This is a genomic window from Cohnella silvisoli (assembly GCF_021190915.1).
Taxonomy (GTDB): domain Bacteria; phylum Bacillota; class Bacilli; order Paenibacillales; family Paenibacillaceae; genus Cohnella; species Cohnella silvisoli.
Map to the genome: position 1 here is coordinate 395088 of NZ_JAIOAP010000003.1, position 13840 is coordinate 408927.

Below are 13840 nucleotides of genomic sequence, written 5' to 3' on the forward strand. Positions count from 1 at the left end.
ATTGTCACACCCTTTAGTCTATTGTTAGGATTGCTCATACTTTACTAACATTTTCCTATGTAAAACTATTATATAATGTCGAATGAAGTTCGTCTAACTCCTTTTTTGCAGAAGAAGGTTTTGTATTGTTTCGAAGGTTTGACGAAGCTCGACACCTAACTCCTCCAACATTTCCGTTAAGGAACCATGCTCATGAAGAATCCGCTCAGCCGTTGCCGCGGATTGTTGAATACCAACTGCGCCTAAATGACCGGCAGTTCCGCTCAAGGAATGTACAAGCCTGATCGCATTGTCTCTGTCACCGTCTTTCAAGAAGCGATGCAAACGGCTCTCCGTATCGGAATATTGCTGAAGAAATTTGTCAAGCAGCTTTAAATACAGACCGCTCTTGCCGTCCAATCGGAGCAAAGCCAATGGAACGTTAAGACCCGGCGTATCCGGCCATGATTCCTCATCTTTCTCGGCGTTAACTGCAGGCGAACTCTGAGTGGATGGGAGCCAGCGCGATAGAGTGGAAAAGAGGAGGTCCGGTTGAATGGGTTTAGTAATAATATCATTCATACCGGCTGCCAAACATTTATAATGTTGCTCCTCCGTGACATCGGCCGTTAATGCAATGATCGGCAATTCCTTCATATTAAATCGCTTACGGATAAGTCTAGTAACCTCGCAGCCATCCATATCGGGCATGTGCAAATCCATAAGGACTAAATCCATGGTCGATTGCTCCAATACTAATAAAGCTTCTAAACCGTTTTCCACGGTCGCAACTTCGAAACCCTGCTGCTCCAATAACTGCTTGGCGACCAGTCGGTTAATGACCTGGTCATCCACGACTAGAATTCGCAGCTTGTTTAACAGGGGATCTTCACCCGGCGTTCGTGGATAAATCGCGTCATTCTCCTGTAATGAACTATAGTGAACATGATTGCTGATCACCTGCAGAGCTTGAAGCACTTGTAGAGCAGAAGCAGGTTTGACAAGCACGGCAGCAGGCTTAAGGTTATCGGACAAGTGCTGCAGCGCATCGCGTCCGAGCAATGTCGTAGAGGAGATAACTTGGATACCTTGGGCATCAAGCTCCGTTTTCCACACTGCCCAGGTTTCCTCACCGTGCATGTCTCCCGCTTCCATATCTACAATAAACAGATCCCATTTTTGCTGTAACAATAACGGTTGGGCTTGCTTCCACTCGGACAAAGCAGCAACATCGCAACCCATGGAAATGAGCAGCTTACGCCAGTAATCGGCAACCTGCGGATGATCCTCTAAAACCAAGATGTTAAGATCAAGGTTCTTGTTAGTTCCCGTTACAGTTTTATTGTCGTCAACCTGTAAAGTAAGCTCGAAGGTAAAAGTACTGCCGACCAGATAAGTGCTCTCGACACCTATATGACCGCCCATTCTTTCGACCAAGGTATGAGAGATGACGAGTCCTAGACCGGTTCCGCCGTATTTACGGCTTGTTTTCTCATCTGCTTGGACAAAAGGCATGAATAATTGCGCACGCTGTTGTTCCGTCATGCCGATTCCGCTATCTTGAACGCAAAACTTCAAGCTCGCTTGCCCATTGGAAATGCTCGTTAGAGAAATACTCATTTCGATCAATCCATAATTCGTAAATTTGATCGCATTACTGCCTAAATTAAGCAGCACCTGTTCCAAGCGGGTTGGGTCTCCGATGAGCCAAGCCGGTATAAGCGGATCTACGTTCAGAATAAAGTCGACCGGTTTAGGGCCGAGCAATACGGCAAAGATGCCGCTAAGTCGTTGCATCGATTCCTCAAGCCGGAAGGGGACTTGCTCTAACGCTAACTTGTCCGCTTCCAGCTTGGAGAAATCCAGAATGTCATTAAGTATTCGCAGCAAATTTTGCGAGGAATCGGATACTTGGCGTATATAATCCTCTTGGATTTCCGTCAATTCCGATCTCTGCAGAAGATAGGATAAGCCTATAATCCCGTTAAGCGGCGTTCGGATCTCATGGCTCATCCGGGCAAGGAACGAACTCTTCGCTTCATTTGCTTCGTCCGCTTCGTCTTTAGCTCTTACTAACTGCCGCTGAATTTCCTTCTGGTCTGAAATGTCTCTCACGATCGTGGAGAAGAACGAATCCTTGCCATCCTCGGTCACATGGGCAACAACGTTAATCGAAGCCATCTGCACGTCACCGTCGGCGCCGATGAATTCGATTTCGTTCTGCCAGAATCCATGCTTCTGCGCTTCCGTTAATCCATCCGCAAATCTCACCGTAGTCGGAATTGGCATGTAATGGCTCAAGCGGTTGTTCTGTTCGTTCAGCGCGCCTATGCCAAGGAACGCGTGTCCTGCCCGGTTCAAATAGAAGATGCGGCCGCGCATATCGAAGGAAGCGATCATGTCGTGGGCGCTCTCAATAATTTCTAATAACCTTGTGTTCGTTTCGACCGCTTTCTTGATATCGCTAATATCTCTGGCGATGAGGACGTATCCCTTAATCGTTCCGTCCGGATGCCGCATGACGCTTGGATTCAAGGATACAAGCATGCGGGAGCCTTCGCGGTTAATCCAAGTCCATTCCCAGTCGGGCAAGAAACCTTGATGAGAGAGAACGAACAACACCGTCTCATCAGGGTTTATTTGCCGATTGAGTTTGACCGTGTAGAAATTGGCGCGTTCCTGCAGCTGCTCGCGATCGTGCCAGAGCAGAAGGGACTTCCTGCCGACGACTTCATTTTCCCCGTAACCAAGCATTTCTTCCGCACGTTTGTTGTAGGAGGTAATAACGAACCTGGAGTCGGTTACGATCATAGCGTACTGATTATGCCGGATGAAGGCTTGAAACGGCTCGAACAAATCTTGTAAATTATCGATCATTCCGTTGATGGAGCTTGACAGCAACCCCATCTCGTCTTTGCTTTTAATGCGGAGCGGCTGCGTATAGAAGTTGCCTGCAGCTACTTTCTGGGTAACGGCAACGACTTGTTTAAGCCGGCCTAGGATGGATCTTTCGGCAAGGATATAGAGAATGGAGCCCAGGATCATTTCCGTTAAAGCAATAAGGGCCATATTGATCCATAAGGCGCGTTGGAGAGGCGCTTCGAATTCTTTCTTCGCTACGGAAAATACCGCATACCAATCGTGGCCCGGAATTCTGACATAGAACATTTTGAGTACACGGGTAAACACGGGCGCTTCCCCAAACCCTTCCTCGCTAGTCCTGATTTGGTTGGCGAAGTCTAGCAGGGAAGGCACATCCTTAATGTAATTGCGTTTGAGAATCAGAGAACGGTCCTTATAATGCAGAAGATTCATATCCCAGTCGATGAGCACGATGGCGCTGTCTTTATAACCGTTCTGCTCGACGCTTAAAGGATCGTTGAACATACGATAGGAGTCGAGCGCAAAGCCGATGACGCCTTCCACGCCATTGATGGAGTTGTATTGAGGCACCATCAGCCATAATACCGGATTACCATCCGAATCCAGCTCCGGATCGGCATAAGCGGATATCCCTCTCAAAGCACTCTGATAGGCTTCCATATGATCGACTGGGAGTGTCGAGTTGTCAGTTAATTTCATGGTGCCGTTTCTATCCGCAATCCCAATATGCAACGCTATTAAGTTCGACGAGGGAGTTTCTAGCTTTAAATAGACTAGCTGCTCTCCTAACGATTTCAGCCGCAGGGGGATGGAGCGGCTCATCAATTCCGCTTCCTTCATACGCAAGGACAACATCGTATTGAGGTTCGCGATGGTGTTCTTCAGGTTAGTCAAACTGTGTGTTACGAGTTGCTTGTTCATCTGTTTATTGGAAATTTCAAGGTTGATGAGGGACATCGCCGTAAAGGAAATGATGTTAATCAGCACCAGCACGACAACAATCTTGAAACGGAGTGACCGGAACATGAGAACAGCACCTCCGACATATGATCATGAGATCGGAAAAACAATCTATTAGCGAATTTCATAGAAAACAAATACACGTTATGGAAATTTTCTAATACTTTGTTTATATCATAACGAAATAGGACAACAATCGACAGACCCAACTTTTGAAAAAAGGCAGAGAGGAGTTATGTCAAAATGCTGGTGAATATGATGGATTGGCAAGTCGCAGGGCCAAACGGATCGGAGACAGTCCATATTATTGAGTTATTCGGGGATAGATACGACTTTACGCCAAGCGAGAAGGACGTATTGAGGCTGCATGCGCTGTTCGGATTCCAGGATGAGGAGATCATCACCATCATGCGCATTTCTACGCCTATTCTGGAAAACCTTCTAACCTGTATGATGGGTAAAACGAGGACGCATTCGATACGAGAGCTGCAAGCTTTGTTTATTCGATATCTATTGCAAAAGCTTCCAACCTGAATCGGCGGAAGCTTAAAAGTTATTAATATCATTAATTAGCCGGCAATAGCACCGTGAACTTGGCACCCTGATCTTGGCAATTCGCGGCGAACACTTCTCCTTCATGCATATCCATGATCTTCTTGACGATCGATAACCCGAGTCCGCTGCCGTTGCTGGAACGATCGCGGGCTTTATCTTCCTTGTAGAAACGCTCGAATAGATGGGGGAGAGCTTCATCGGATATTCCGATACCGTTATCGGAAATATCGACACGAATGCGGTTATCCTGCTTGGCAAGCTGCAGGCTGATCGTACCGCCTTCCGGCGTGAACTTAATGCTGTTATGAAGCAGGTTAACCCACACCTGACTCATTAAATCTTCGTCGGCGGTTACGATAAGCTCCGGTAATTCAACGTCCATCTCGATGTTCTTATCTTGCCATAAAGGTTCGCATGATAGAATAATATGGCGCAGCTGCCGATCCAACCGATAAGTCCTTCTCTCGAACGGATGGTGTTTGGATTCGAGCGAGGTCAGCTTCAGCAGATTGTCGCTCATTCTAGATAGGCGCTTGCTTTCCGTCTCGATAATGTCCAGATAATGATTGCGAGTGTCCTGCGGAAGATGCTCGCTCTTTAATGCCCGCGCGAATCCGGTAATCGACGTGAGCGGCGATTGAATTTCATGGGATACGTTAGAAATGAATTCCTGGCGCATCTGCTCCATTTGATTTAATTCGGACGCCATCTCGTTAAAGCTGGTGACAAGGGGGCCGAATTGACCCATATATCTTGGGTTGGATTCCAAGGAAACGTTAAAATCACCTTTGGACATTTGCTTCATCGCGTTGATCATCTGCAGGAACCAATCCATCTGACGACGGACCGGCCCGAAAGTTATGCGAATAAGATTCATGATAAGGAATAAAATCGAGAACGCCATGACAACGGTCAAATACTGGCGAAGCAACGTAAGTCCGTATTCCGGAAACCACGTTCGAGTGATCCAGCCCATCAGCAAGTAGGCTAGTCCCCAGCTAATAGCGATTCCGACATGAATTAACGTGATTCCGAATACGATCCACTTCCTAGGCGGACGGTATTTCTGACCAGGTTCATGCATTCGATTCTCCTCGCCGCGTTTCATGCCGTAACCTCCAGCCGATAGCCGAGCCCGCGAATTGTCGTAATGCGAAATCCGTATTGCCCATCTGGAAACCTCTCGCGAAGCCGCTTAATATGCACATCCACGGTACGTTCGTCCCCTTCGTAATCGAAGCCCCATATTTGTTCGATCAGCTGCTCGCGCGAGAAGGTTTTGCCGGGATAGCTGGACAGCTTGAACAAGAGCTCGAATTCCTTAAGCGGCAGCGTAAGCAGATTGTCGCCGACTTGCAGCGAATAATTATGCCGATTGAGCTGGACGGATCCGATGGTTACGTTCTGGGAGATGAATATCCGGTAACGCTTAAGGAGCGCCTTCACCCGGACGACAAGCTCCGCAGGCTCGAAGGGCTTGACCATGTAGTCGTCGGTACCGAGCTGGAAGCCTTTGACCTTCTGAGTAGTTTCGCCTTTGGCCGTCAGCATGAGCAGCGGCATCTCGTAATGTTCGCGCAGCTCGCGGCATAGTTCCCAGCCGTCCATGTGCGGCATCATAATATCGAGAATGACCATATCCGCGGTAGTCGTTTCCAGAAGCGAGAGGGCGTCGACTCCATTACTCGCTTCGATTACCTCGAAACCTTCCTGCAATAGAAACACTTTAACCAATTCGCGAATATGCGGATCGTCATCTACGACCAAAATTTTAGTCATCCGCCGTCACTCCTTTTTCACATTATATCGGTTGTTCCTGGTATCTAAGCTGCTGCGTGGCAAACTCCCGGTACAGATCATGGCTGGCTACTAATTGTTCATGCGTGCCGTTGCCCGTTATGCTTCCTTTATCGAGGAAAATAATTTGATCGGCATCCACGACGGTGGATAGGCGATGGGCGATAACAAGCGTTGTTCGGCCTTTCATGAGATTGTTAAGCGCTTCTTGCACGACTCGTTCGGACGTGCTGTCGAGTGCGGATGTAGCCTCGTCCAACATAAGAATGCGTGGATTGCGCAGCAACGCTCTGGCGATAGCGATCCGTTGCCGTTGTCCTCCCGACAGCTTCATTCCCCGTTCGCCGACCTCGGTGTTATAGCCTTCGGGAAGCTCCTCAATAAATCCATCCGCATAAGCCATCCGGGCTACGGTTGCAAGCTGCTCGTCGCTTACTTCCCGGTCCAGTCCATACGTAATATTTTCGCGAATCGTTCCCGACATCAACGGGCTTTCCTGCGAGACGTACCCGATCTGGCTTCTCCAGGACTTGAGGGAAAAGTCGTTAATCTCGTGATTACCATAGGTGATGCTGCCTTCTTGCGGTTCATAATAGCGTTCCAAGAGGGAGAACAAAGTCGTCTTGCCGCTTCCGCTCGGACCGACTAATGCCGTTATTTTACCGGATGGGACGGTGAAATCGACGGATTTGAGTATTTCTTCTCCATTGTCATACCGGAAAGTTAATTGTTTAAGCGTAATGGAGGAGTCTGCTGCCGGTACTTGCAAGCCCTGATCTTGAACTTCCTCGGAATGGCCGAGAATGTCAATCATTCTCTCGGTGGCTCCGATAGCTTTCTGCAGTTGAGTGAAAAATGCTGTAATTTGCCCAAGCGGCATAATGATCTGAATGAGGTATAGAATAAAAGCAACCAATTCTCCCGCGGTAATCGAACCGTTAGATACGCGCAAACCGCCGTATCCGATAATAACGACCATAAGGGTCATAATGACTACGCCCATAAGCGGTCCGATGAACGCTTGGATCTTGCCTTCGCGAACGCCAAGCTTAAACAGCTTATCGATCCCTTGTTTCCCGCGTCCGTATTCGATCGGCTCTGCGTTCGAGGATTTGACAAGGCGCACTTCCGAGAGGACCTGGGTGAGCACGGATGTGAAGCTGGCCGTCTCGTTTTGCATGTTCCGGGAAATCTGATGCATCTTCTTGCCGAGCGGCAGCAAAATGACCAATGTAAGGGGCACCGCGACGAGAAGCAATAAGGTCATCTGCCAATCGAGGGTTAACAGAATGACGACGGAGCCGATGATCGAGATAATTCCGCCAACGAAACCGGACATATGCTCGGATACGACTTGTTTGACGACGTTAGTGTCGTTCGTTACCCGGCTGATGAGTCCGCCGGTTTCTTCTTTGTCGTAATGAGCTACCGGCAAGTAAAGCAGCTTGCGCCACAGAAGATCGCGGAGACCCGACAAGATCTGCTGACCGAACTTGTTTAGCAGATAGATGGACAGTCCGCCTGCAATCGTTTGCGCGACGAAGGCGCAGACGAGGAGGACGATCTGATAGGACTCGAGCGAGTCCAAGGAAAATCCGTCCACGAGATTCTTGGTGAACAAAGGGACGAACAAACCTACGACTGTCGTAATCAGACTAAGACTAAGGGCGATGGAAAGCATTGCGTAAGAAGGTTTGGCTTTGCTAATTAGAGAGATGAACGATCGCCAATTGTTCTTGACTGAAGTAGAAGCGATTTTGGGTGGGGTCGGATTATCGGATTTGGTTGAACTCATATGTTTTCCTCTTTTCTTATACTGGGTAAACTAAACCATCAATATTTCCATTATGATCATACGTTTAAGCTAAATCCACCGTTTCACGGGAGGGGGTCATTCCGGTTATTTGTTGTTTGTCGATGAGAACATCATGCAACAGAAATATGAACAGAGTATGAACTGATTATGATGGGGTAATACCAGCGTAGCTGATGCCACTCGCAAACGCATGGATTAAATTGGAAATTAAGAATAACCTCGTTATATTCATTTTGAGCATCGGTAATTGCCAGCTTTGAGTATACTGCCAAAGATTTTCTGCTTTCATGGCATCGAATTCGGACGCTTTGCTGAAGAGGACGGAAAAAGGAGAGGGGAAGGGAAGCCGAAGATATTCGACTTTCTTGGATTCAACGTTCCGGGTCAAACGCAAAACGAGCGGGAAGAAATTCAAACAGAAGATCAAAGCCATGAAGACGTGGATCAGGTTCAACCGACATTTAGACCAAGAGGCATTACTCAAGACGATCCGCTCCAAGCTAACGGGTCATTACCGTTACTACGGAATAACGGATAACTACGGGAAGACCAGATCCTTTTATATCCTAACGGTCAAGCTCATGTTTAAATGGCTGAAACGTAGAAGCCAGCGCAGAAGCTTTACATGGGAAAGATACAACGAAGTCCTAAAGGACTTCCGGCTTCCTAAACCTCGTATCTACGTCAATCTCTAAGGCAATACAACTCTGTAAATGATGATGTGAAGAGCCGTATGCGGGAAATCCGCACGTCAGTCTGTCTAACAATTATTTCAATATATCCTTTTTTTAGCATGTAAATGGATGATCTTTGTCGAATCTCTTTACCTAAGGAGATGAGCGCATATGCCTTTTATTGAAGGTGAAGATAGACTTCAAATTCATTTACTGCCATATACGTTGGACGATTTTGTAGAAGAAGAAAATCCTGTTCGAGTTATCGATGCTTACGTTGATAGCTTGATCCTAGAAGAATTGGGGTTTCAGGTGTATTCGGGCTCCAAAGCGGGGCAAAAACCTTACCGCCGGCAAGAGCTTCTCAAGCTCTATCTTTACTGCTATATGAACGGCATCCGTTCCTCTTGTAAGATGGAAACCGAGACGAAAAGAAATATTGAACTGATGTGGCTAATTGGTAAGCTCCAGCCGGACCACGGCACTTTATCTGCTTTCATGAAGAGTAACCAAACGGCCATAAAAAACTGTTTAAAGAATTCACCTTAATGTTAAAAGGTTTCGGGTTAATCGATGGTCAAATTGTCGCGATTGACGGCACAAAATTAAAGGCAGGCTGCTCTAAAAAGAAACATTATAATGACAGCATTATCAGTAAGAAGCTTGAGTATATCGATGAAAAAATCGATGCCTACTTGCTCTCCTTTTTAACAGAGGACGATCGCCTCAAAAAACAAGAAATCACGGAAAAGTTAGAGGTCTATCAAGAGAGAATGCACGAGCTGCAGGTTATGAAACAAGAACTCAAGGAAACGGGTGAAAACCAGCTCTGCGTTACCGACCCCGATGCCAAATCCATGAAAAATAACGGGATACATGAAGTTTGTTTCAATGTTCAAACTGTGGTGGACAGCAAGTATAAATTGATCGTGAACTGCGATATGGTCAATGATGTCAACGATCAAGGGCAGCTGTCCAACATGGCAAAGAAGACAAAGTAAGTTTTCCGTGATCAAAAAACCACAATTCTGGCCGATACAGGCTATTATAACTATCTTGAAATCATCGACGTTGTCGACGAAAACACTGAACTCTTAATAAAGCCACAGAAGGGTAAACATAACAAAGTAGCTAGTGGATTTGATAAAGAGAACTTTGAGTATGATGCCGTAAACAATAGATATATCTGCCCGTTGGGTTATGAATTACCTTTCAAATGGAATGGAAAACAAGATGGAAAAGAGTACAGGCGTTATACATGCGAAGCCTTCGAAATTTGCGGACAAAAGGATCTATGCACGTCTGCCAAAGGTGGGAGGTCGGTAACCAGACTTAGAGATGAAGATGTGATTGAACAGATTACCGAAAATACCCGTAGCCAAAGCAATACATATAAGCAAAGAGCGGCAATCGTTGAGCACCCTTTTGGGACGATAAAACGTCACCTGGGATATACATACTTTTTAACGCGAGGTTTGGCATCAGTAGGCACTGAGACCAATCTGATTTGTCTTGCCTATAATCTTAAGAGATTGATCAAAATAAAGGGAGTGAATGAGCTCATATGTCTCTTCAGAGACCGAGCTCATTCGATTTCTAAAATGCACAACGTTAATTTGAGTAAAATTGCATAAATCCACGTTTTAAGCGTGCTCAGAAATCAGTTGTTAGACAGACTGACGTCCGGATCTGTGAGGGGTATGGGGCACTATCCTCGAAAGGAGAGGCCCCGCCTACTCGACCTGCCGAATTCCAGTATGAAAGGTGGGAAATAATGAATGTCGGATATGACAATACGGAATGGAGCGGGACAGTGAACTAGGATAACGAATCGGAAGAGCTCGTTTTATTGGAACTCCTCTAATTCGTTGTCCCCAGGTTGTAGTATGGATGCCAAGGGCTGTGCTTTTCGCTGTTTGATTCGCCGCTGTAGCTACTGCATTTGATCGACGAAGATGAAGATCGGCCTCGGCGTCCGAAATTTCTGCAAGCTCTTTCGTTCAAGTTGGCGACTTGCTTTCATACAACGGCATATCGATCACCTTGCCAGGGAACATTCGCTTTGATATTCTATGAGCGGAACGAACGTTCGGAGGAAATGCCTCCGATACGTTACTTGGTTATGCGTAATGGGAGACAATCAAAGAAAAAACGAATGATGGTGATGGCTGCACCCCGGCGAAATGGTCAACTGCCTCTTCCATACTCGTTGTCAGATCCGCTCCAAAACCCACAAGGGGATTCAGATGATCTATATTGATATTGGCACAGAGGCAGTACAATTTGCAAGGCTTATTCAATTGTGGTGGCTTGATGAGATTCGAATGTTCTGGGGCGAGCCTTCTGCTTTTCCCATGTTCTACCTGTAACTGCATAACTCGTGATAACTCATATCGTGTACCAGCTATATTCGTTAATTGTTAATATTGCAAAGCAGTGTTATTATAACGGTAGTTAGACATTAACTATAACGCTTTTGGAGGAAGTATAGAAATGATGGTAACGAAGAAGGACATTGCCAATTTTCTCGGTATATCGCGCACATCGGTTTCGCTTGCGTTGAATAACGCGCCTAACAGTACAATCTCAGAAGAAACGAAGAACAAAATCTTAAATGCTGCGAGAGAGTTGGGCTATCGAGATAGCGAGATTAGTCCTAAGTTGTGCTTTATTATTTATAACCGTGCGGAAAATGACCCGCGTTATATTAATGATCTGAAAGTAGTCGAGGAGTCAGCGAGTCGCCATAATTATCGGGTCATTTATATGAGTATCAAAGCAAGTTATCTGGAGCTTCAGAAGCTGCAGAAGTTTTTACAGGGCCAAGAGGTCGAAGGTGTGATCGTGTCGGGCGACATAGATGACCAACTGGTCGAATTGATTGAGAAGTCGAATGTGCCGTATGTCTTTTACGGCGGAATTCAGCGCGAGAATGTTAACAGTATTGTAAATGATGACAAAAAAATCGCATATGAAGCAACCAAGTATCTAATTTCCCTGGGTCACAGGAAAATCGCGTTGTTCTCGGGTCGGTTGGATTTACAGATTCACCGCTTGAATATTGAAGGGTACAAACAGGCGTTAAAAGAAGCCAGGATTCCCCTGGATAATTCGTTAATTCAGATCAGCGGAGAAGAGGATGGCTACGAGCTCTGCAGTCGCATGCAGGCTCTTGGCATTGCCTATTCAGCTGTTTTTTGCGTGAATACAATTATGCAATTTGGCGCCTTGCAGCGACTAAAAGAGAGCGGTGTGAACGTGCCACATGATGTCAGTTTGATCGGATCGGGCATTTCAGAAATCGTTCGGGTGAGCGTCCCTCATCTAACAACTATGTATGTCGGACCTGAAGAAAAGGAATTGCTGGTGACGCGGTTGCTTGACATTATTAACGAAAAGGCAGAGACCCCCCAATCCATATATATTTCGAACTTTGAATTGTTTGAGGGGGGGACGGTAACTTGTAAAAACAAAATATAACGACCCTTAATTATATAGGCTGGATAAAAGTGAAATGATTCAATATTTCACTATTATCCAGCCTTTTCTGTCGTCCTGGGGGCATTGGATTAGTCGATAATGACGCCTCGTTATTTTTTTGTTGACAATAAAAATAACTATGGTTATATTTGAGGAGTCACAAAAGTACATACAAGGGAAATTGAGAAAATCAGGAAATGTTAAGCGGTTTCAAATTCGCAACAAATCAAAAATTACGGGGGGAAGAACATGAGAAGATCACGGTTTTTATCGGTAATAGCGCTTATCAGCATGGTAGTGGCATTGGCAGCTTGCGGTTCGAATAAATCAAAGGGTGAGACAGCCTCAAGTCCATCCGCAACACAGAGTGCGACTACAACGACGGAAACGGGATTAAAGGGCGAATTGGTTTACTGGTCAATGTGGAACGAGAATGAAACTCAGGCAACGGTAATCAAAGAGGCTATTTCAGCTTTTGAGGCAGAGAACAAGGATGTCAAAATTAAGGTTCAATGGAATGGCCGTGACAACGGCAAGTTGATCAAGCCGGCGTTGGACGCAGGACAGCAAGTCGACATATTTGATTCGGACAATAACTCACTATCCGGATTTGAGAGCTATGCGCTGAAGCTGGACGACTACATGACCAAAGCCTACGCATCAACAAACGGGAAAGCGTTGAAAGATGCTCTGGCGCCTGTATTCTACAATGCGATGCAGGTTGCGGCTACTGACGGCACATCCGTATATGGGATGCCTTATCAGCCTTATATGTACTTAATCCCATATAACAAGGCTTTATTCGCGAAAGCAGGAATAACTGCCGCTCCTCAAACATGGGCCGAGTTCATGGAGGCATGCGAGAAGCTGAAAGTAGCAGGAATAACGCCTCTAACTGTTGATGATGCTTATATGGGAGTTTCTAGAATGTACCATTTCTCAAGATATCTGGGTCAAGAAGGCGTAGCTAAGCTTGTTAAGGACAAGACCGGCGCTGAATGGGATAACCCGACGGTGTTGAAGGCTGCTAAAGATATTGAAGAGTTGGCGTCAAAAGGGTATATATCCAAACAGGTTGCAACAAACAAATTCCCGGCGGGTCAGATTGAATTTGCGAACGGCTCTGCTGCAATGTACTTTGGAAATGGAACATGGCTACCGAATGAAGTGGCTACAGTCGTACCAGCTGATTTCCAATGGGGCGAATTCGCTTTCCCGGCAGTAGACGGCGGAGTGCAAGGTCGCGAAGCGGCTATATACGGAACGCAGTGTCTGGTTATTAATAACAAATCAAATGCTCCTGATGCCGCTGTTGCGTTTGCTGCTTCATTGGTAACAGGCAAGTTTGATTCGGAGCTTTCTAAACAGACCAAAGGCATCGCGATGGGGACTGATTCAACTTGGGCTCCAGAGCTTGCAGATGCAAAAGCGGTGTTTGCCGAAGTAACGACACAGCTTACAAAAGGCGGCGGGTGGGATGAAGATGCCGACAAAAATGCAGTTGTAGGCGCAAACTATATTAAGCTGGTTACAGGAAAGATCACGGCTGAAGAATTCGTGAACAATTGCAAGAATAATGTCAAATAGGTAATTAGATAAGGCAATGGTTGTAGTGGCGGAACATTATGATGTTCCGCCACAACAGTAATACTTGCTTCATTCAAGCTCCGTTGCGGCGCGGCCATGAAGAACCTGT

General features: G+C 46.2%; 11 protein-coding genes. 7 read left to right on the plus strand and 4 right to left on the minus strand.

Annotation, left to right across the window (positions count from 1 at the left end; all coding sequences use genetic code 11):
* Window positions 1–93: 93 nt before the first annotated feature.
* Window positions 94–3888, minus strand: coding sequence for a response regulator (locus K7P76_RS08470; protein ID WP_232184812.1), 3795 nt, complete (start codon window positions 3886–3888; stop codon window positions 94–96).
* A 177-nt stretch (window positions 3889–4065) separates the two neighbouring features.
* On the opposite strand from K7P76_RS08470, the gene K7P76_RS08475 reads away from it, so the two are divergent.
* The gene (locus K7P76_RS08475; protein ID WP_232184813.1) at window positions 4066–4356 is read left to right on the plus strand and encodes a helix-turn-helix transcriptional regulator; all 291 of its coding nucleotides are present in this window, start codon (window positions 4066–4068) and stop codon (window positions 4354–4356) included.
* Between the two features lie 31 nt (window positions 4357–4387).
* Here the strand turns inward: K7P76_RS08475 and K7P76_RS08480 are convergent, their stop codons facing one another.
* From K7P76_RS08480 to K7P76_RS08490, 3 genes are read right to left on the minus strand one after another with little or no spacing between them, the layout of a single operon-like run.
* A complete protein-coding gene (locus tag K7P76_RS08480; RefSeq protein ID WP_232184814.1) occupies window positions 4388–5485 on the minus strand; it encodes a sensor histidine kinase in 1098 nt (365 codons plus the stop codon).
* The gene (locus tag K7P76_RS08485) at window positions 5482–6156 is read right to left on the minus strand and encodes a response regulator transcription factor (protein WP_232184815.1); all 675 of its coding nucleotides are present in this window, start codon (window positions 6154–6156) and stop codon (window positions 5482–5484) included. The genes K7P76_RS08480 and K7P76_RS08485 overlap by 4 nt, the downstream gene beginning before the upstream one ends.
* A gap of 22 nt (window positions 6157–6178) precedes the next feature.
* Entirely contained in the window at window positions 6179–7969 is a 1791-nt protein-coding gene (locus K7P76_RS08490) for an ABC transporter ATP-binding protein (RefSeq protein WP_232184816.1), read from the minus strand.
* 308 nt (window positions 7970–8277) lie between these two features.
* Between K7P76_RS08490 and K7P76_RS08495 the strand changes: the two genes are divergently transcribed.
* The 6 genes from K7P76_RS08495 to K7P76_RS08515 all read left to right on the plus strand — a co-directional run bounded on the left by K7P76_RS08495 (window position 8278) and on the right by K7P76_RS08515 (window position 13731).
* Window positions 8278–8685 (plus strand): hypothetical protein, encoded by a 408-nt coding sequence (locus K7P76_RS08495; protein ID WP_232184817.1) that lies wholly within the window; start codon window positions 8278–8280, stop codon window positions 8683–8685.
* Between the two features lie 150 nt (window positions 8686–8835).
* On the plus strand, window positions 8836–9213 hold the full coding sequence (locus K7P76_RS08500; protein WP_232184818.1) for a transposase: 378 nt from the start codon (window positions 8836–8838) through the stop codon (window positions 9211–9213).
* Complete coding sequence (locus K7P76_RS08505; RefSeq protein ID WP_232184819.1) at window positions 9213–9665, plus strand: hypothetical protein; 453 nt, start codon at window positions 9213–9215, stop codon at window positions 9663–9665. Before K7P76_RS08500 ends, K7P76_RS08505 begins: the two co-directional genes overlap by 1 nt.
* A 24-nt stretch (window positions 9666–9689) precedes the next feature.
* Window positions 9690–10298, plus strand: coding sequence for a transposase (locus K7P76_RS33645; protein ID WP_373692363.1), 609 nt, complete (start codon window positions 9690–9692; stop codon window positions 10296–10298).
* An 859-nt stretch (window positions 10299–11157) separates the two neighbouring features.
* A complete protein-coding gene (locus K7P76_RS08510) occupies window positions 11158–12144 on the plus strand; it encodes a LacI family DNA-binding transcriptional regulator (protein WP_232184821.1) in 987 nt (328 codons plus the stop codon).
* Window positions 12145–12393: 249 nt separating this feature from the next.
* On the plus strand, window positions 12394–13731 hold the full coding sequence (locus tag K7P76_RS08515; RefSeq protein ID WP_232184823.1) for an ABC transporter substrate-binding protein: 1338 nt from the start codon (window positions 12394–12396) through the stop codon (window positions 13729–13731).
* The last annotated feature ends 109 nt before the right edge of the window (window positions 13732–13840 follow it).

Excerpts from the sequence above, each read along its gene's own strand:
- K7P76_RS08470 (WP_232184812.1), bottom strand. The coding sequence starts at position 3,888 with ATGTTCCGGTCACTCCGTTTCAAGATTGTTGTCGTGCTGGTGCTGATT.
- K7P76_RS08475 (WP_232184813.1), top strand. The coding sequence starts at position 4,066 with ATGCTGGTGAATATGATGGATTGGCAAGTCGCAGGGCCAAACGGATCG.
- K7P76_RS08480 (WP_232184814.1), bottom strand. The coding sequence starts at position 5,485 with ATGAAACGCGGCGAGGAGAATCGAATGCATGAACCTGGTCAGAAATAC.
- K7P76_RS08485 (WP_232184815.1), bottom strand. The coding sequence starts at position 6,156 with ATGACTAAAATTTTGGTCGTAGATGACGATCCGCATATTCGCGAATTG.
- K7P76_RS08490 (WP_232184816.1), bottom strand. The coding sequence starts at position 7,969 with ATGAGTTCAACCAAATCCGATAATCCGACCCCACCCAAAATCGCTTCT.
- K7P76_RS08495 (WP_232184817.1), top strand. The coding sequence starts at position 8,278 with ATGGCATCGAATTCGGACGCTTTGCTGAAGAGGACGGAAAAAGGAGAG.
- K7P76_RS08500 (WP_232184818.1), top strand. The coding sequence starts at position 8,836 with ATGCCTTTTATTGAAGGTGAAGATAGACTTCAAATTCATTTACTGCCA.
- K7P76_RS08505 (WP_232184819.1), top strand. The coding sequence starts at position 9,213 with ATGTTAAAAGGTTTCGGGTTAATCGATGGTCAAATTGTCGCGATTGAC.
- K7P76_RS08510 (WP_232184821.1), top strand. The coding sequence starts at position 11,158 with ATGATGGTAACGAAGAAGGACATTGCCAATTTTCTCGGTATATCGCGC.
- K7P76_RS08515 (WP_232184823.1), top strand. The coding sequence starts at position 12,394 with ATGAGAAGATCACGGTTTTTATCGGTAATAGCGCTTATCAGCATGGTA.